Genomic DNA, 17,351 nt, shown 5'->3' with positions numbered 1-17,351 from the left:
ATCAGCACGTCTCCTGGCGCTGGTCAGGTCGATCGATCGATCGGTCGACCCCAGCCGATCGCACGGGCAGCCAGACGGAACGCCCGTGAACCGTGGACTTTCCCGGTCGCAGCACAATCGTGTTGACCGCTTCGGCAGGCAGTGCTTCAGTCGGCGCGTGGACAGCATTTCTGCCAACCGGCGGTTCTGGAACCAGTTCAGCAGCGCTTACCAGCACGAGCACGACCCGCAGATCGGCGCATCGCCCCGGCTGTGGGGCACGTACGCCATCCCCGACGCGAACCTGCACGCCCTGGGCGACGTCACCGGCAAGCGCGTCCTCGAACTCGGCTGCGGCGCCGGCCAGTGGTCCAGGGCGCTCGCCGCCGAGGGAGCCACCGTGGTCGGCCTGGACCTGTCCGAAGCCCAGCTCGCCGCGGCAGCTCGCGCGATGGGAGCGGCCCGCTACGCGCTGGTGCAAGGAGCCGCCGAACACCTCCCGTTCGCCGCCGACAGCTTCGACCTGGTGTTCTGCGACTACGGCGGGCTCAGCTGGGCGCCCCCGCACCTGGCCGTCCCGCAGGCCGCACGCGTTCTGCGCCGTGGTGGACGTCTGGTGTTCAACGTCGCCAGCCCATGGTTCGAAGCCTGCTACGACGAAGCCGCCAGCCGCGTCACCACGAGGCTGCACCAGGACTACTTCGGGTTGGACGCCATCGCCGAAGGCCAGGGCGCGGTCAGTTATCAGCTCACCTACGGCGACTGGATCAGGGTCCTGCGCGGCGCGGGTCTCGTCATCGACGACCTCATCGAGCCGCGGCCCGAACCCGGAACGGCCAACGGCTACAACCAGACCGACCCGCCCGACTGGGCAAGCCGCTGGCCGGCGGAAGCGATCTGGGTCACCCACAAACCCTAAGCGCCCCCACACCGGCAGCCGCATTCGAGATCAACGACGGCGCGAGGGTAGGCAACATGCAACACCCAGCACCTGGTGGCGGGCATCGGGGATCAACGGGGCAGCGGGTAGGGCTGACTGATCGTTTCAGAATGAGCCGAGCTGCGGGCCTTGTCCTCGACGGACTTGGACGGCAGGGCGTCCGGAGTGGGTGCAGATCTTGTTCGTGAGGGCCTGCGGGAGCAGGTCCTCCGCTGCCGCCCGCTCCTGAACGCCGCCGTCGCCAACCGATCAGCCTCGCGTTTCCGACGCATGAAGCGGCCGCGGCACAGCTGAGCCCGGCACCCTGGCTGTTCCACTCACCCACCAGGGGCTGCGCGCCCTCGACGTACGCATGGGCGCGCCCCGCTGGACGGCAGCCGCTCCCCTGAACTGCGTCCCTGCCCATGCTCCGCCGTCCGTGCGCCACGTCGGCGCCCTCCTCGCCTGCGGTGGCTCGAAGAACGAACCGCATGGAATCCCGAACGGGCTCCCCAGGGATGCCGAACTGTACCTAGCCGCCTTCGATCAGCGAGGACCGAAGGAAAGACCCTAGACACTGCCTGACTGCACGGCGCGGACTCGTTCCACTGCCCGTCGGGTCAGTTCCGCAATCTCGTCCTTCTCTGCCTTCGATGCCTGGAACGGGTGATATCGGAGTCCCAGGACGACGTTTCCGACACGCGTTGTAACGAAAGCCTTGTCCGCCGATCGGTACCAGTTCGCCGTGGTTTCATCTCCGATCTTCGGGACGTCCAGCGGCGTGACGGGTCCGAGCTTTTCCTGTTCGGTCAGTTGCTGGCTTGTCTGCTGGAAGACACGACCGGTCACCTCGTACGAAGAGCAGACGTAGATGATGAAATCGGCATCCACGAACGCTGAACTGGGCGTGTTTCCATCCCGTTCGAATTCGATGCCGTCGAGTTGGCAGCCGTCCTGCCGGTCTTCCTCGCTGTATGTGTCCACGTCGAACGTCACCCAGCCCCGAGGCATGTCGTCCGCCGTCAGCAGGGCCCGGTCGGCGTCCGCAGCGGACAGCATCCGTGATCCGGGCCCGTCGCTCGAGCCACCTGCTCCTCGAGGTTGCGGAGCGGAGGGGCTTTGACCGGGGCTCTGTGAAATCAGAATGCGCTGCCCGCCGTAGATGGCCAGAGCCACCAGCGCGACGGCCAGCAGCGCCGATAACCCGATCAAGAACCGTGCGCCCGGCGTATTGTTGATCGTTAACGGCCCGAGAGATATGTGGCTGCGCGAAACGCGACTTCCGGTGATCACAACCGACTCACGGTTGTGAACAGGTGAGCTGGACAGATGTACGGATAGCTGCCGCCGTAGCTCGGGATCCCTATCAATAGCTTCTCGCAGGACACCCTGGGCTTCGTCTCGTGCCCCGGTGTTCCCGGAATCCTCTTCAAGCGCCCGTAGCGCCGCCTCTCCCCGCGGGGTGCTGCGCAGGCGGCTGCGGACGATCTCGGCGACTGCGTCTCCTCCGCTTTCGCCGATCGCGCCTCCCGCCGCCCCGACCACCGCTGCCACAAGGCGGCCAACAGCCGTGAGCGCCAACTCCGAAGCGTCCATCACTCCCCCTCGCCCCCTCGCTCCCCGCCGCATCATGCTTGATACGCGGCAGACATATGAGGGCGCCATTCCCTCATGCGCCTCCGGGCACACCAGTTACTCGTGCCGAGCCGGCGGCGTGGCAATCACCGGCCTCGTAGCAACTCGCCCGCGACCTACGCCTATGCGGGGTAGGTCGCGGGCGAAGACGACGTGGTCATGCGTGACGGCCGTATAGTCGGCATACCGGGTGACCAGCGACGAGGCGAGCCCATGCCCGACCCCGTGGCCGCGCAGCTGACGACCGGACAGGTCTTCCAGGCGGCTTCGGAGAACGCTCTGAGTCCCCCCCTGCGGAATCTTGCGGTTGGTGCCGGCACCTCCGCGTTTGGTCGTCAGGACGGCTGGACCCGGTCGAAGACGGCGAGGGCCTCGGCGGGGTCAGGGCTTACGAGGCGTTCCAGTCCGGCCGTCGTGATCTTCGCCCATCTGCCGGCCCGTTCCCACATCCGTTCCTCGAAGGCGCGGACGGTCTGGTCCAGATCTCCAGAGTTGCCGGCAAGGGACTCGGCGAGCTCGGCGCCCTCCAGCATCGCGAGGTTCGCGCCCGCCCCCAGCGGGGGCATCAGATGGGCGGCGTCGCCCAGCAGCGTCACCCCGGGGACGTGGGTCCAGGTGTGGGACACGGGCAGGGCGTAGAGGGGGCGGTGGACGAAAGCAGTGCCGTGGCGGAGGAGTTCGAGGACGGGAGCGGCCCAGCCGTCGAACAGATCCAGCAGGCTCGATCGCACGGCGTCGACGTCGTCCAGGTCCACGCTCTGATGCCAGTCCAGCGGTGCGCGGAACTGGGCATACACCTTGACGTGGCCGCCGCTGTTGCGTTGGGCGACGAGAGCGCGGTTCGCGCCGTACACCGCCAGGGAGCCGGCCCCGATCAATCGAGCGAGGCCGGGGTGGCGGGTGTCGACGTCGTCCAGGAAGGTCTCGAGCGTGGTGACACCGGTGTAGTGCGGCGTCGCCGGCGAGACTGCCGAGCGGGTCCGGGACCAGGCGCCGTCCGCGCCGACCACGAGGTCGAACGTCTGCTGTCGCCCGTCCGCGAACTGCACCAGAGCACCGTCCCGGCTCCCCGGGACCACCTGTGTCACACCGCGTCCCCACTGCACGTCGAGAGGGCCGAGCAGCAAGTCGCGGAGGTGTCCGCGGTCGATCTCGGGATTGGCCCGGTCGTCCGGGTCGGGTCGCCAGTCACGCAGAACGGTGCCGTCCGTGTCCAGGATGCGCATGGCCTGGGCCTCGGGGCGGGACAGCGCCTGGAACTCCGCCAGCAGCCCCGCCTTCTCCAGCGCAAGCTGGCCCATTCCTTCGTGCAGGTCCAGTAAGCCGCCCGGGGGGCGCGCGTCGGGGCCGGGATCGCGTTCGAGGATGGTGACGGGGTAGTCGTGGCGCTGCAGGACACGGGCGAAGGTGAGGCCTCCAGGGCCACTGCCGACCACGGCGATACGATGTCTCATGTCGATACACTGTATTTTCTCAGTACGCCGCATCGCAACAGTACGATGTGACCATGACTGTCTGGGACCGGCCGGAGCCGCCGAATCGCCCCGTGCCGCTCGACCGGGAGCGGATCGTCGCCGCCGCCGTCGCGCTGGCCGACGAAGGCGGGCTGGAGGCGGTATCGGTACGCAAGGTCGCCGCCCGGCTGAACGCCGGCCCGATGCGTCTTTACGGATACATCTCCACCAAGCAGGAGCTGTTCGACCTCATGGTCGACGAGGTCCAGGGCGAGATCCTCCCCCGGGAGCAGCCGGGTGACTGGCGCGAGGCGCTGCTCGTCCTCGCCCACCGCACCCGGCAGGCCGCCCTCCGCCACGAATGGCTGGCCGACCTGCTCGGCAGCCGCCCGGCCCTGGGCCCGAACGGTCTCGCCCTGACCGAAGCCACGCTGGCCGCCCTCGACGGCCTCGCCGACATCGACACCGTCATGCGCGCCGTGGAGACCGTCAGCGCGTACTCCGCCGGCGCCATCAGGCGAGAGATCGCGAATCTGCGGGCCGAACGCGCCACGGGCCTGTCCAAACGCGAGTGGCAGCGCGCCTCCGGGCCGCATGTGACCAGAATGCTGGCGACGGGCCGCTTCCCGGCACTGGCCAAAGCCGTCCATGATGCCACGGACGTGGACGCCGAGACATCCTTCGCGACCGGCCTGGACTGGATCCTCGACACTGTGGCCACCAAACTCACCCAGCCACCGGCATAGCGCCCAGCCACCTGCCGAACGGGAGCAGGGCCACAGCCGACACCCACCGGCCACGGGACCATCCCCGCGCGAGCGGCCAAGGGTGGCGCCCTGCTCGGTACGCCACCCTTGGCCGGACAGGGCCGCCAGACGCGGCCCACCTCCGGGGGATGAACGCGTACGTCTCCGGGCTCGTGCGAACGGCTACCTGGTCAATGACCGCGGTCGCATCCCTGCGGCCATCCGCGAGGCATACGAAGCATCAGGATGAAACGCCGGGTCCTAAGGGGCCGACCACAGCCAGTCGTTGATCGCGGCGATGAGGACTGTCGCCTCGTAGCGGACTGAGGGCGGGTCGTACGAGGTGGCAACGGCCCGGTGCCTCTTGAGGCGGTTGATGCCGCACTCGACAGCGCGCCTTGCCTTCCAGACCTCCCAGTCGAACTTCGGCGCACGGCTGTGGCCAGAGGCCCGATCAGGAACGCGCAGAGGCCCCGGGGTAGCGACGGAGCCGCTCGGGAGGGGGGCGGCGCAGCGGCGCCACTCGCTCCCACAGGCCGTCAGGACTGAAACGCCCGGTTAGGCGGAAGCGGAGGCCACGAAGAACGGCATGGCGATGAGGAAGCGGTCGGCCTCGGCGCGTCGGCGCTGTTCGGCGAGCCACTCGTCCGCCTGGTCACGGCTGACGGCGCCGCTGGCGCAGGCCGGTTCGGCGATCCTTGCCAGCAGCGACAGCATCGCGGGGTCGGTGAACACGCTGGTGTGCACCTCGACCGTGACATCGTCGAAGCCGCCGGCCAGGAGCAGGTTGCGGTACTGGCGGCCGGCACGGGGCGTGGCCAGGAGGTCGGCACGGGCGTGCACGATCGTGCGGGTGAGCGCCGCGTCATCCGAGTCGATCATGAGGGCGTCCCAGTCCTGACCGACCAGGACGATCCTGCCGCCCGGGCAGAGGACGCGTCGTGCCTCCGCCACCGCGCGCCCTGGCTCCTGGAGTACGTGGAAGACCTTGTCGGCACGGTAGCCGCGCACGCTTCCGTCGGCGAACGGCAGATCCTCCGCCCCTGCCTCCCGGAATTCGGCCCCCGGCCACCGCCCCCGGGCCGCGGCCAGCATCCACGGACTGGGGTCCACGCCCACCGCGTGGACCCCACGTTCGGCCAGCTCGGCGACGGCTCGTCCGGCGCCGCAGCCGACGTCCACGACGGTCGAGCCCGGGACGAGAGACAGCAGTTCATAGGAGCGGGCCCGCAGCCGAGTGGCGCTCGGCATCCGGTCCGCGGCGTCGAGGACGGCCGTCAGGGCTTCGGTATCGCGGTGTTCTTCCACCGCTTCCTGGTTCTTGGACATGGACGTCATGCTGCGACTTAATGTCGGCATGAAGTCAAGCGAAGACGGCGGCGCCGGCACCTTGAGCATCGGCGCCCTCGCGGCACGGTTCGGCCTGGCCACGCACGTGCTGCGGCATTGGGAGGGGATGGGCCTGCTGCACCCCGGACGGGACGCCGGCGGGCGCCGCCGCTACGGTGCGGGCGACCTCACCCGCGTGGCGACGATCCTCGTCTTGAAGGAGGCCGGCCTCGGCCTGAACACCATTGGGAGCCTGTTCGCCACCGTCGACCGCGCCACCCGGCACGAGATCCTGCGCCCTGCGGCGGAAGAGCTCCGGTCGAGAATCGCGGCGGCCCAGGCCTCACTTGAGCTCATCACGTGCGGCCTGAACTGCGAGTACGAGGACGTCACCCAGTGCCCGAACTACCAGCGGCTCATAGCTGAGCGGGCGGCCCCCGAAGCCCGGCCGGAGAGCCAGTGGCAGAGGCCGTGGCACCATCGTCATGAGACGCCGCAACTCGGTCGCGCTGGCGAAGTACCAGAGATCAGAGCAACCGCCAACGGCGGGAGGCCCTTCACCCAGGCTGAGACCGCCGGCCCGTCGTAGCCCGCTCGGTGCACCAACTCGTCCAGGACAGCACCGCGCCACGGCGGGCGTTCCAGGACATTTCACAATCCAGGAGACGGGCTGAGGTCCTCGACCCGTTCGGTGAGGCGCGCCATCGCCCGCTCCAGTTCACGGCGCGCCCCGAACGGGACGATCGCGGCGCGTCCCGGGACGCGGACGCCGCCGGTGAGTGCCACCCGGGTCCGGCCGCCCTCGTCCACCGCTGCCATCCCGATGACCAGGAACCGACTCTGCAGCCAGCACCATCCCGGCCGCAGCACGCCGTGGAGACGGGCCCGGAAACCGTAGCGGCTCCGGGCGATGGCCTCCACCCGGTCGCCGTCCCTGCGCACGATCCGCACCGACCTCATGTCCGGCTGGAACTCCCCGAAGCCGCCCTCCAGATCGCCCATGACGCCCCACACCGCGTCCAGCGGCGCGGGAAGCACCCGCTCCACGATCCGGGCGCCCCGGACGGCGGCGCCCATGACCCGCAGCCGCCGCACGCCGTCGATCATCGTCTCTTCGCCGTTCACGCGGACCACGCCCTTCGAAAGCTCTGCCGTGCCCGGTGCAACCGGGACTTCGCCGTGCCGGCCGGCACCCCGAGGAGCGCTGCGGCCGACTCCTCGTCCATCCCCTCGATGTCCCGCAGCACGAGCACCGCCCGGTGCGCGGGCGACAGCCGGGCCAGGACGTCGCCGATGTCGGCGGCCAGCTGCGGATCGCCCCGCTCCGGCACGTCCGGGAGCTCCGCGGGCCGCGCCCGCGCCGCCCGCTTGGCGACCCGTACCGCCTCCCGTACCGAGATCGCCCGCACCCACCCGTACAGCGCCTCGGGCTCCTGCAGCGAACGGAGAGAGGTGAAGACGGCGACCAGGGCCTCCTGGGTGGCGTCCGGTCCGTCATCGAGGGCGATGGCTCCGCAGATCCGGGCGATGTACGGGGTGAGGTGGTCGAGCAGGTCGTGCAGGGCCAGGGTGTCGCCGCGCCGAGCGGCCCGTACGAGTGCGACGCCCCGGTCGACGGGACCGGCGGCTTCAGCGGGCGGCACGCAGGGCCATCCAGCCGAAGACCAGGGACAGCGGGGTGTACAGCAGGGCGTTCAACCAGGGGAAGGCCGCCCCGGACCCGTCCCGGCCGATCACGATCCACACCAGACCGGCCGCCCCGCGCAGTAGCATCCCGCCGGCCGCCGCGTACGTGACCAGGCGTGGGATCCCGCGGCCGCGGACACCGCGGGTGTGGGCCGCCACGGCGACCGCGGCGCACCCTTCCAAGGCGGCCAGCGGCAGCACCACCGCGGGTCCGAAGGACACGACGCTGCCGAGGGTGGCGAGCGAGAGGCTCCGCTCGTCAGCGGCGGGCCAGGTCATGCCCGTCGCCCAGTAGACGTGCGCAAGCGCGAGGACGGCGAGCAGCACGGCGACCGCACGCCCGCCGTCGGCCGTACGAGGCCGCTCGATCTCGATGACCGCCATGAGGTCCCCTCCTGATCGGGGTCGGAATGCCGCCGCCGAGGGGCGCCGACACCTGAAGGAGGACCCGAACCCGGCAGAGGTTCCCTGTGATCCGGATCACGGAGTGACGGGGGGCCGCTCACGGACTCTGGATTCGAGCGGTGACCACACCGTGCGGCAGCACCGCTGGTTGACCAGGACTTGTCCGGACGATCATGTGACTACTCCTTGCCCAAGTCGTTCCTGTGCGCAAGGGGCGGGGTGAGCGCCTCGCCTGTGGTCGGCGGACGGTACCTGGGACGTCTGCGACACTGCCGCAGCAGCAGCCCTCGCCAACTGGCTACGAACATGATCACCGGTCAACTTCCAGCCCCTATAGTCGCGATCAGGTCACAGGCGAAGGGGTGGGCAAGGTGAGCGCACAGGGCAGGTCGCGGGATCGGACGAACGAGGACAACCTGGGGAGTCCGTGGTGGATCGTTGCCGGCGCGTCCATCACGATGGCGATGACCTGGGTTGCGGTCATGTGGATCGATGTCTTCACCGAGGAGTTCCCGGAGAACTGCGTGCGGGGGCCGCGGGGCGGTTGCATGTCCTCGAACGTCTCTTGGGTGCCCGAGGTGGCGGTCTTTGTCCTGGCGGTTCCGTGGATGGTGGTGACCATCACGGGCTTGGCCGCCGACCGCTGGCCGCCTGCGCTCGGCCTCGCCATCGGGTGCATGAGCGGCGGGATCTACGTTCTTGCGCACGCGCAGACGGCGGCGCATGTGACCCTTGCCGCGATGCTGTTCGCCGCCGCGGTCACGGCCTTGTCCCTGACGTGGCACCGCAAGGGGAAGGCAACGCCAACCACTCGATCGTGGCTTTCCCCTTGACCGCGGACACCCTGAGTCCTTGATCCTTTGAGACCCGTTGGCGCTCTCCCGACCGACGCAGTGACGTGATCGGCCGGACAGGGCCGAGCTCATCCCAGCAGTGTGCCGGCGGCGCGACCGGGAACGCCCGGCTTCCTTCAAGCCCGGGCCCGGCGGGTGCGTCGGGCCCGGGCGGGTTCTAGGGCAGCGCTTGCCGTGCCGCGGGCACCGTGTGTGCCCACTGGCCTGTGTGGTGGACGGTGGGCTGGTGCAGGTCGTCGGCGAGTAGGTGGGCGAGGAGGATGCCGGTGGCGCGGCGGCTGAGGGTGCGGGCGGCGGCGATAAGGCGTGGGTGCTGGTCGGCGGGCATGGACAGGGCGAGGCTGGAGGCCCGGCCGGGCAGGCCGAGCGAGTAGGCGACGCAGAGTTCCGTATCGGCGTATTCCAGGAGGTCGAACTGGGCGGCGTGGGGGCCGTCGACGTCGAGGTGCTGGAAGAGGGTCCGTTCGTCGGTGATCGTGCGGTCGGTCAGCTGGATGAACGGGTACCTGCTGAGGTGGTCCATCCGCGAGGCGAAGTTCTGCTGGGCGAGCAGGCTCTTGCCGACGGCGTTGGCGTGGGCGGTCAGTCCGAACGGCGTCTGCTCGGTGACAGCCGGCGCGGTGTCGCTGGAGGACGACTCCTGGATGACGATCTCGCCGTCGGTGTAGGAGCTGATGTAGACGGCGGCGCCGAGCTCGTCACGCAACTCCGCGAGTGTCTCGGTCAGCAGGGAGCTTGTGGTCAGCTTGGTCATGAGTTCGCCGGGGTAGTGGATGCCGTCGCGGGTCTCGAGGAATCGCTGCTCGCGCAGCCATCCGAGCATCTGGACGGCGAGGCTGAGCGCGGCCCCGGTGCGGCGGGCAAGGGTGCGGGTGTCGATGCCGTCCGGCCCGATGAGCTGGAGCATGTCCCGCGCGCGCTGGGTGATCTGCCACTTCTCCGGTACGGCGGCGGGCGCGGATGCGGGCCGGCCGAGCTGGGTCAGCCTGGCGGGGCGCAGTGCGCTCGGTGACCACCATGATGATCCGCTCGGAAGGATCAGGCCGTGTCCGCGCGGCGGTTCCTGCTGCAGTTCGGGAAGGGGCAAGGACAGGCCGGCGGGGACGGAATGCAGATGCGCCCTGCGGACGGCGGGGTCGTTCCTGGTACGCGGGGGCGGGCTCGGGATCGTGGGCAGGACGGGGGCGGACACCAGGACCAGGTCGGACACTCCCGTTCCCCCGCCGGCCTCCTTCGCCTTCGCCTGCGCTGGTGCCTGTGCCTGTGCCTGTCCCCGTGCCGATTGGCCGTCGTCGGCCTCGTCGGCCTCTCGTCGTGCGGTGGGGTTCTCGCAGGACGTGACCGGCGCCCCGGTGGCGCGGTTCAGGTACTCGCGGACCTCGTCGAAGAAGATCTCGTCTTCGCGCCTTGGCTCTGCGCCTGGCGGGGTCCCGACGTCCGATGCCTGCAGGAGGTGCCGTGCATCGCCGTGCCCGTGCTGGGCCGCTTCGAAGAGGAGGAAGCGCGCGTCCTCCTCCCACTCCTCTCCCGCGCGCAGCGTGATCACGGCCAGGCGGAACAGCGCGCCGGGGTGGCCCTCGGCCGCGGCCGCACCCAACCAGTCCACCGCGGGGGCCAGCTCACCTCGTAGCAGTGCCTTCGACCCGAGCCGGTAGAGCGAGTTCGCCTTCTCGCGGGCCTCGACGCTGTGGGGGGAGAGGCGGTCCAGGGGGCCGAAGTCTCCGTTGGGCCGGTCCCAGAAGTCCGGCGGCCCCTGCAGCTGCCTGCGGAGGGCGAGCAGCCCGCCAGGGGATTCGGGCGCGGGGCTGCCGGCGCCGTTGTCCTTGCTGAAGCGGCGCACCGCCGTCACCCATCCTTCTCTACGCGTCGTGTCTGCTTGCGATGCCCGTCACGGATGTGCTTTCCCAGCTTGCCGCGCAGCTCGATGACGGCGTACGAGCGGTCCTTGCGGAGGCGGATCTTGTCTATGCCCAGCACGCTGGCGATGTCCGCGTCCTCGAGGCCCTGGCTCTGGAGTTGAACGATCTTGCGGCGCTGGGTGCGGGGCATCGCGTCGATCAGGGGCACGACGAGCCGCTCCAGGAGATCGGCGTCGTCGTCGGACACCCGCGGCGGTGGCACCGTGGCCACCAACTCGCTGTCGTAGCGGACCAGATCCCGCCGCAACGCGCGCAGCGCGTCCTTGGCCAGGTTCCGCGAGGCCGTCCTGAGGTATCCGGGCAGCTTCGTCACCGAGTCCAGCTCGCCGGAAGCGGCTTTCGCCGCCACCTTGTCGTACGCCTCCTGCGCGATGTCCTCGCATGCCGCCTGCGACAGCAGCGGGTCGTACTTCCTTCGCAGGACCAGCGGCTCGGTCGCCATGAACATGGGATAGCAGTCCAGCAGCCGCTGCTCCACATGGGTGAGGGAGGGCTGCACGGACATATCGCCGCCTACCACGAGTCATTCTCCTTCGCCCGTCCCTGCGGGCCCGGACCGGTGCCGACCCCGGAAGGGAGGAAGACCGAGATCTCCACCTGCGCGGAAGGCAGGACGGCGATCCGGACGCCGACCGGTCCCAGGCTGGCCGCCGGGGAGGGTTCGGCGTCGACGGCTCCAGGCTCCAGCCCCCTCCCGGCCCGGTGCGACCGCCGGCCCCACCACACCTGGACCATGGGGGCCGCGGTCTGCACCACTGCCGCTACCACCGCGGCGAGCTCGGACACAGCCAAGCACGACGTCATCGACTTGAACTCCATCATCAGAAACGGGGGGCGCATCACGCGCCTTCGCCCCACCCGACGTTCCCGCCCCCGAGTTATCCCCTGGGTGACCGAACTTTTCCTCAGGTGATCGAATCCGGCCGATGACGTCCCGGAACCGACCAGAACATGGCGTGGCATGACCGCAGATACGGGACACGATCAGCTGCGGCCCGCCTGCGGACACAGGGCACGGCGGAGACACGGCGGACGCTCTCCGTCTACGCCGGGCGTTCACCCGTTCGACTGACACGCTTCCAGGGGCACACAGGCCTGGCCGGCCACCGGCTCCATGTGACTCACGTGATCCGCGAACTGGACCTCCGCCCCGGTCTCACGGAACAGCGCACCGAGCGACGACCCAGACGAAGCACCCGACTCCGTCCCAAGGACACCGCCGCTGCTGAACCCTTGAGAGTCAGGCGACGGACGGCCGTCTTGGGTCGGTCGGGACGATCGCGTGCTCGTCGAAGAGCTGTTCAAGGGCTTCGTGGCCGTGCTCACGGCGGTATGCCATCTCGGCCGCGGTGACCGGCAGGACCCAGAGGATACGGGCATGGCCGTCCGGCAGCGGGCAGTGCTCCAGGTCAGGGCCGTAGGGGTAGGGAAGGCTGATCAGCAGGTGGTCGCAGGGGGACCCGGGCAGCCACGGCTCCCCGATCGGCAGGCTGTGCTCGAGATCGAGGTGGTGATCGGCGTGGTAGCAGGCGGTCATGGCCAGAAGATCAGCGAAGCGTTCATCGCGGACGGGCGCGGAAAGGACGAATTCGAAGCCGTGGCCGCCGGTCTCAACCGTGGACCAGCAGCCGGCGGTGATGTAGGCCCAGCTGTCGGTTCGAGGTCCCGGGCTGACGGTGAGGATCCGCAGGTTGGGAACCTTGGGAACCACTTCCCTTCGCCCACGTCCCAACTCGTAGTCGCTGACCGTGATCGCATGGCCGGTGAAGAAGTCGCGAACGTGGGCTTCGACGCCTGCTGTCGCCCGCAGGCCGCGCTCGCTTTCGAACATGGTGGAGAGGATCTCACGGCTGGCCCGGATGCCCTGGCTGTGCGCCCTCCTCCCCCGGTAGGCGGGGCCGACGCGGATGGTTCAGCCGGACTCGACCTGTCCCTCGGCCGGCCTCGGGTGACGGCGAGCCGGCGAGCCGGCGAGCGGGTGGGAGTCGGTGCCGTTCTCGATGATGGCACCGTTGAAGGTCAGATGGTCGACGATCGCCGAGCAGGGGCGGGGTTGGTGAAGGTATCGCCTCCAGCCGGAGAGGCACTCGCTGGAGGCGATACAAGTCCACATGGTCACGGTCACAGTTGACGGGCTCGATGGTCGACCTCAGGCGACCGGCTTGCGCCACACGGAGACGTGCTTCGCGGAATCCTGGGTGAACGGAGACCCGTCCCAGTCCGCAACGCGACGTTCCAGCTCGAGCCCGGCGATCCGCGCCATCAGGTCGAGCTCCGCCGGCCAGGCGTACCGGTGGCGGGAGTTTTCGCGGCGGTAGCGGCCGTCGTCGCCGTCGCGGGTGAAGTGGTGCGAGACGAGCATCTGTTCGACCAGGTCGAAGGTGTCGAAGCCGAGGTGCCGCTCGGAGACGTCGAATGGCACCGCGACCTGGCCCGGCGGCAGGAGCCGCAGCGGCGGCACACCCAGCTCGATGACGAACCGGCCGCCGGGTTCCAGATGCCGTGCGGCATTGCGGAAGCACTCGACCTGCTCGTCCTGCGTGAGCAGGTTCGTGATGGTGTTGTAAACGAGGTAGACCAGGGTGAACCCGCCGGGAACGACCGTGGTGGCCATGTCCCCGATGACCACCGGGAGGGTGACCTCGTCGATCTTGCGCCGCAGAACCGCTGCCATGTGCTCGGACAGCTCGATGCCCACCACCGGCACACCGCGCTCCCGGAGCGGGACGCCCACCCGTCCGGTTCCGATCGCGAACTCCAGCGCCGGGCCGTCTCCGGCGAGCTCGGCGAGGAAGTCGAGGGTCGGTCCGAGAACGGCAGCCGAGGACGCTTCGGCTTCCTCGGCGTCGTAGCGGTCGGCGGTCGCGCGGGTCCACAGTTCGCTGCTCGTCACGGTGGCCACTGTGCCGGGCACCGAGGGTCGCTGTCGACGCATTTTGGCTATCGGCGGCTCAGCGTGCTGCCCGTGATTTTGTAGCACCCGCGCTTGTGCGGGTGCCTGGGGTCAGGGAGGCGGCCGCAGGTCCGGTGCACGGCGCGAGGGCAAGCAGCTCGTTCAAACACCACGATTCGCGGCGCCCTTGGGGACCTGTTCCTGGGGGCGGCAGCCTCACATTCTGGGGGCGGATCTCCCATGTGCGAATGACACACGCTGAGTTGACTGGCGCATGCCGTGCGGCCGGCCGAACGGCACCGATGCTCCACTCGCACACAAAGGAGACACTCATGAGCAGCGTCCTGAAGCTCCAGAACTTCGAGGCCACCGCCTCCCTCGGCAACGCCGCTGTCGTCAGCCTCACCAGCTCCGCCAGCAACTGCTGCAAGGACGACAGCGAGCCGCAGCCGGAGTAACACTCGACGGTGATCCGCGCGGGGGCGCACACGGACGCTCCCGCGCGGATCCCGTGCGTCCGCACAACGGTAAGGGCTGAACAGGGGCTGCCACACGCGGGCCTGTCACGGCCCGGGTCTCCTCGACTCAGGATCTACTCCCGGCCGAGCCGTCCAGGCCGAGCCGTCCAGGCCGAGCCGTTCACCACGTGGGGCGCGTTCGACCTCAGTAGCTGACGTACGGCTCTGCGTGGTGCGCCGGCGAGGGTCGGGCGGGTCTGTGACAGGTTGGGCGAGATCCTCGACGCGCGTCAGATGGGCGTCGGCGGAGATGGTCGGCTCCCCGTCCCGGCCGCTCCTCTCGCGACGTTCGTGGTGTAGAGGTCGGGGGCCGCGTCGAACGTGGTCGCGCAGTGGGTGGAGCAGAAGTAGTAGGTGCCGGTGTCGGTGCGTCGCTGCTCTGGTGCGGATGCCGGGTTGATGCGCATGCCGCACACCGGATCCGTCGGGTGCTCGTTTCTGTCGTCCTGGTGCAGGTGGGTGTCGGGGTGGCGGTGCCGGCCGGCGGTTGATGTGGCGGTTTGCCGGTCGCGGAAGGTTTCGACTTGGGGCTCGACGGTCGGCTGAGTGTCGCCTTCGGCGATCGGGGTGGGGTGCCAGCGCCGGAGGCGGGAGGAGTTGGTGACGACGGAGAGGGAGGAGAGGGCCATGGCGGCCGCGGCGATGATGGGGCTGAGCCGGATCCCCCAGAGGGGGTAGAGGGCCCCGGCGGCGACGGGGATGCCGATGGCGTTGTAGACGAGCGCGAAGAACAGGTTCTGCTTGATGTTGCGCATGGTGGCGCGGGACAGGCGGATGGCCGTGACCACGCCGGAGAGGGAGCCGGAGATGAGGGTGATGTCGGCCGCTTCGATGGCGACGTCCGTGCCGGTGCCGATCGCGAGGCCGATGTCGGCCTGGGCGAGCGCGGGGGCGTCGTTGATGCCGTCGCCGACCATGCCCACGATGCGGCCTTCGGCCTGGAGTCGGCGGATCTCATCGGCCTTGTGCTCGGGCAGTACCTCGGCCAGGACGCGTGGAATGCCGACGTGAGTGGCGACGGCCGCCGCGGTGCGGGCGTTGTCGCCGGTGAGCATGACCACTTCTGTGCCGAGGTGGCGTAGCGCGGTGACGGCTTGGGCCGAGTCGTCCTTGACGGTGTCGGCGACGGCCAGGACGCCTGCTGCCCGGCCGTCGACGGCCGCGAGGACGGGGGTCTTCCCGCCGGCCGAGAGGTCCTCGGCGACGGTGTCGAGTGAGGAGGTGTCCACGCCGGCGTCGTGCAGGAGCCGGGCGGTGCCTACCAGGATCGCGTGACCGCCCGCGGTGGCCCGGACGCCCTTGCCCGTGACGGAGTCGAAGCCGGTGGCGGTCGGCGGGCGAACGTCGCGATCGCCGGCGCCGGCGACGATGGCCCGGGCGAGCGGGTGTTCGCTGTCGGTCTCGGCAGCTGCGGCCAGCCGGAGGAGCTCGGCCTCGTCGAATCCGTCGGCGGCGTGGACGTCCGTCAGGGCGGGCTTCCCTGCGGTGACGGTGCCGGTCTTGTCGAGGACGACCGTGTCGAGCTTGTGGGCGGTCTCCAGGGCTTCGGCCGAGCGGATGAGGATGCCGGCCTGGGCGCCCTTTCCGGTGCCGACCATGACGGAGAGCGGTGTGGCCAGGCCGAGGGCGCAGGGGCAGGCAATGATCAGCACGGCGACGGCGGAGACCAGGGCGAGGGTGAAAGCGGGCGACGGGCCGATCGTGTACCAGAGGGCGAAGGTCGCGATCGCGATGCCGATGACCGCCGGGACGAAGTAGGCGGAGATGGCGTCGGCGAGGCGCTGGATGGGGGCCTTGGACGCCTGCGCCTGCTGCACCAGTCGGATGATCTGGGCGAGCATGGTGTCGGCGCCGACCTTGGCCGCGCGGACCCGCAGGGAGCCGGTGGTGTTGACGGTGGCGCCGATGACGCCGCCGCCCGCGTGCTTGGTGACGGGCATCGGCTCGCCGGTGACCATCGACTCGTCGACGGCGGACGAACCGGAGAGGACCTCGGCATCGACGGGGATCTTCTCCCCGGGCCGTATGACGATCTCGTCTCCGATGGCGACGTCTTGGACGGGGATTTCGGTCTCGGTGCCGTCGCGTACGACGCGTGCGGAGCGGGCCTGAAGTCCGATCAGGGCGCGGATGGCCTCGCCGGTGCCGGCCTTCGCACGGGCTTCCAGGAGCCGGCCCAACAGGATCAGCGTGAGAATGACCCCGACGGCCTCGAAGTACACCTCGCGGACGTCCTTTGGCAGGAGCTCCGGGGCGAGGGTGACGATCACGCTGAAGCCGTACGCGGCGCTGGTGCCGAGGGTGATCAGGGAGTTCATGTCGGCGGTGCGGTGGCGCAGGGCCAGCCAGCCGGTGGAGTGCACGGGCCAGCCGGTGTAGAGCATCACGGGCGTGATCAGAGCGAGCTGGAACCAGTGGTTCAGCATCCAGCCGGGCACCCAGTCCGCGCCGAACACCTCGTGTGCCATGACGGCGAACAGCACCGGCGCGGTCAACACCGCGCCGACGACGACGCGTCGGGTCAGGTCCTTGATCTCCGCCCGGCGCTCGGCGATGTCGGCCGCCTCCGTCGCCTCGGCGGATGTCTCCCCTGTACCCGGTGTCCCTGAGTCGCGGGGCGCCGCGGCCGGCTCGCCGTGCGCCGCGCCATCGGCGGGTTCGACAACCAGGGTGCCGTGGATCATGTTCATGCCGCAGGCGAAGCCGAAGCTGCCGGGCCGGTCGGCGTTGAGACGGACGGCCGTACGCGTGTGCGCGGGCAGGCCCGCCCCGACCCTGAGATCGGGGAAGACGACTCGGGAGGTGCACTCGCCGGCCTCCTGCCGGTCGAAGACCAGCTCGACCGGGATGCCCTGGCGGACCTTGATCAGGTTCGGGCTGTATCCTCCCCGAACCGTCACGTCGACCCGTTGCACCCCGCCCTCCAGCCGGGCCGTGCCTGCCTTGCGCGGACCGAAGAAAAACCAGGCCAGCACGGTGACGAGAGCCGCAGCGATCACGACGACCATCACGTC

17 protein-coding genes are annotated in these 17,351 nt (G+C 69.8%); 5 read left to right on the top strand and 12 right to left on the bottom strand.

Translation table 11 applies throughout. The annotated features are described in order from the left end of the window. The first annotated feature begins 157 nt into the window (after positions 1 to 157). On the top strand, positions 158 to 898 hold the full coding sequence (locus tag ACFYU9_RS05315; protein ID WP_389342618.1) for a class I SAM-dependent methyltransferase: 741 nt from the start codon (positions 158 to 160) through the stop codon (positions 896 to 898). Positions 899 to 1,468: 570 nt separating this feature from the next. On the opposite strand, the gene ACFYU9_RS05310 is transcribed toward ACFYU9_RS05315, so the two are convergent. Further along, positions 1,469 to 2,494: a hypothetical protein gene (locus ACFYU9_RS05310; protein WP_389342615.1), complete on the bottom strand. Its 1,026-nt coding sequence runs from the start codon at positions 2,492 to 2,494 to the stop codon at positions 1,469 to 1,471. Between the two features lie 374 nt (positions 2,495 to 2,868). Then, on the bottom strand, positions 2,869 to 3,987 hold the full coding sequence (locus ACFYU9_RS05305) for an FAD-dependent oxidoreductase (protein ID WP_389342612.1): 1,119 nt from the start codon (positions 3,985 to 3,987) through the stop codon (positions 2,869 to 2,871). A gap of 53 nt (positions 3,988 to 4,040) precedes the next feature. Between ACFYU9_RS05305 and ACFYU9_RS05300 the strand changes: the two genes are divergently transcribed. Continuing rightward, positions 4,041 to 4,733: a TetR/AcrR family transcriptional regulator gene (locus ACFYU9_RS05300; RefSeq protein WP_389342609.1), complete on the top strand. Its 693-nt coding sequence runs from the start codon at positions 4,041 to 4,043 to the stop codon at positions 4,731 to 4,733. 558 nt (positions 4,734 to 5,291) lie between these two features. Here the strand turns inward: ACFYU9_RS05300 and ACFYU9_RS05295 are convergent. Further along, the gene (locus ACFYU9_RS05295) at positions 5,292 to 6,062 is read right to left on the bottom strand and encodes a methyltransferase domain-containing protein (protein ID WP_389342606.1); all 771 of its coding nucleotides are present in this window, start codon (positions 6,060 to 6,062) and stop codon (positions 5,292 to 5,294) included. On the opposite strand from ACFYU9_RS05295, the gene ACFYU9_RS05290 reads away from it, so the two are divergent. Then, positions 6,061 to 6,651, top strand: coding sequence for a MerR family transcriptional regulator (locus ACFYU9_RS05290; RefSeq protein WP_389342603.1), 591 nt, complete (start codon positions 6,061 to 6,063; stop codon positions 6,649 to 6,651). The genes ACFYU9_RS05295 and ACFYU9_RS05290 overlap by 2 nt on opposite strands. 62 nt (positions 6,652 to 6,713) lie before the next feature. Here the strand turns inward: ACFYU9_RS05290 and ACFYU9_RS05285 are convergent, their stop codons facing one another. From ACFYU9_RS05285 to ACFYU9_RS05275, 3 genes are read right to left on the bottom strand one after another with little or no spacing between them, the layout of a single operon-like run. Next, entirely contained in the window at positions 6,714 to 7,187 is a 474-nt protein-coding gene (locus ACFYU9_RS05285; RefSeq protein WP_389342600.1) for a hypothetical protein, read from the bottom strand. Continuing rightward, positions 7,184 to 7,705, bottom strand: coding sequence for an RNA polymerase sigma factor (locus tag ACFYU9_RS05280; RefSeq protein ID WP_389342598.1), 522 nt, complete (start codon positions 7,703 to 7,705; stop codon positions 7,184 to 7,186). The genes ACFYU9_RS05285 and ACFYU9_RS05280 overlap by 4 nt, the downstream gene beginning before the upstream one ends. After that, the gene (locus tag ACFYU9_RS05275; RefSeq protein WP_389342596.1) at positions 7,692 to 8,132 is read right to left on the bottom strand and encodes a DUF3995 domain-containing protein; all 441 of its coding nucleotides are present in this window, start codon (positions 8,130 to 8,132) and stop codon (positions 7,692 to 7,694) included. The genes ACFYU9_RS05280 and ACFYU9_RS05275 overlap by 14 nt, the downstream gene beginning before the upstream one ends. A gap of 392 nt (positions 8,133 to 8,524) precedes the next feature. Here ACFYU9_RS05275 and ACFYU9_RS05270 point away from each other — a divergent pair, with 392 nt between their 5' ends. Beyond that, positions 8,525 to 8,986 (top strand): hypothetical protein, encoded by a 462-nt coding sequence (locus tag ACFYU9_RS05270; RefSeq protein ID WP_389342593.1) that lies wholly within the window; start codon positions 8,525 to 8,527, stop codon positions 8,984 to 8,986. Positions 8,987 to 9,164: 178 nt separating this feature from the next. On the opposite strand, the gene ACFYU9_RS05265 is transcribed toward ACFYU9_RS05270, so the two are convergent. From ACFYU9_RS05265 to ACFYU9_RS05245, 5 genes are all read right to left on the bottom strand, one after another. After that, positions 9,165 to 10,856, bottom strand: coding sequence for an IclR family transcriptional regulator C-terminal domain-containing protein (locus ACFYU9_RS05265; protein ID WP_389342590.1), 1,692 nt, complete (start codon positions 10,854 to 10,856; stop codon positions 9,165 to 9,167). Next, positions 10,853 to 11,446, bottom strand: a complete 594-nt coding sequence (locus tag ACFYU9_RS05260; protein ID WP_389342587.1) for an RNA polymerase sigma factor — start codon at positions 11,444 to 11,446, stop codon at positions 10,853 to 10,855. Before ACFYU9_RS05260 ends, ACFYU9_RS05265 begins: the two co-directional genes overlap by 4 nt. A gap of 720 nt (positions 11,447 to 12,166) precedes the next feature. After that, positions 12,167 to 12,757, bottom strand: a complete 591-nt coding sequence (locus tag ACFYU9_RS05255; RefSeq protein WP_389342584.1) for a suppressor of fused domain protein — start codon at positions 12,755 to 12,757, stop codon at positions 12,167 to 12,169. 81 nt (positions 12,758 to 12,838) lie between these two features. Beyond that, positions 12,839 to 13,045 carry a hypothetical protein gene (locus tag ACFYU9_RS05250; protein ID WP_389342581.1) on the bottom strand — a complete coding sequence of 69 codons (207 nt, stop codon included), beginning with the start codon at positions 13,043 to 13,045 and terminating at the stop codon, positions 12,839 to 12,841. A 30-nt stretch (positions 13,046 to 13,075) separates the two neighbouring features. Next, positions 13,076 to 13,819 carry a class I SAM-dependent DNA methyltransferase gene (locus tag ACFYU9_RS05245; protein WP_389342578.1) on the bottom strand — a complete coding sequence of 248 codons (744 nt, stop codon included), beginning with the start codon at positions 13,817 to 13,819 and terminating at the stop codon, positions 13,076 to 13,078. Positions 13,820 to 14,151: 332 nt separating this feature from the next. Between ACFYU9_RS05245 and ACFYU9_RS05240 the strand changes: the two genes are divergently transcribed. Continuing rightward, positions 14,152 to 14,277, top strand: a complete 126-nt coding sequence (locus tag ACFYU9_RS05240; RefSeq protein WP_389214354.1) for a class III lanthipeptide — start codon at positions 14,152 to 14,154, stop codon at positions 14,275 to 14,277. 290 nt (positions 14,278 to 14,567) lie between these two features. On the opposite strand, the gene ACFYU9_RS05235 is transcribed toward ACFYU9_RS05240, so the two are convergent. Continuing rightward, positions 14,568 to 17,345, bottom strand: a complete 2,778-nt coding sequence (locus ACFYU9_RS05235; RefSeq protein ID WP_389343002.1) for a heavy metal translocating P-type ATPase — start codon at positions 17,343 to 17,345, stop codon at positions 14,568 to 14,570. Positions 17,346 to 17,351: the final 6 nt, after the last annotated feature.

It is taken from the genome of Streptomyces sp. NPDC004327, from assembly GCF_042873935.1.
Taxonomy (GTDB): domain Bacteria; phylum Actinomycetota; class Actinomycetes; order Streptomycetales; family Streptomycetaceae; genus Streptomyces.
Note: the sequence above shows the minus strand (reverse complement) of the source record. Positions and strands in the feature narration are given on the sequence as shown.

Coding starts and splice junctions, on each gene's coding strand:
- ACFYU9_RS05310 (WP_389342615.1), bottom strand. CDS start 2,494: ATGGACGCTTCGGAGTTGGCGCTCACGGCTGTTGGCCGCCTTGTGGCA.
- ACFYU9_RS05295 (WP_389342606.1), bottom strand. CDS start 6,062: ATGTCCAAGAACCAGGAAGCGGTGGAAGAACACCGCGATACCGAAGCC.
- ACFYU9_RS05275 (WP_389342596.1), bottom strand. CDS start 8,132: ATGGCGGTCATCGAGATCGAGCGGCCTCGTACGGCCGACGGCGGGCGT.
- ACFYU9_RS05255 (WP_389342584.1), bottom strand. CDS start 12,757: ATGTTCGAAAGCGAGCGCGGCCTGCGGGCGACAGCAGGCGTCGAAGCC.
- ACFYU9_RS05290 (WP_389342603.1), top strand. CDS start 6,061: ATGGACGTCATGCTGCGACTTAATGTCGGCATGAAGTCAAGCGAAGAC.
- ACFYU9_RS05240 (WP_389214354.1), top strand. CDS start 14,152: ATGAGCAGCGTCCTGAAGCTCCAGAACTTCGAGGCCACCGCCTCCCTC.
- ACFYU9_RS05235 (WP_389343002.1), bottom strand. CDS start 17,345: ATGGTCGTCGTGATCGCTGCGGCTCTCGTCACCGTGCTGGCCTGGTTT.
- ACFYU9_RS05300 (WP_389342609.1), top strand. CDS start 4,041: ATGACTGTCTGGGACCGGCCGGAGCCGCCGAATCGCCCCGTGCCGCTC.
- ACFYU9_RS05305 (WP_389342612.1), bottom strand. CDS start 3,987: ATGAGACATCGTATCGCCGTGGTCGGCAGTGGCCCTGGAGGCCTCACC.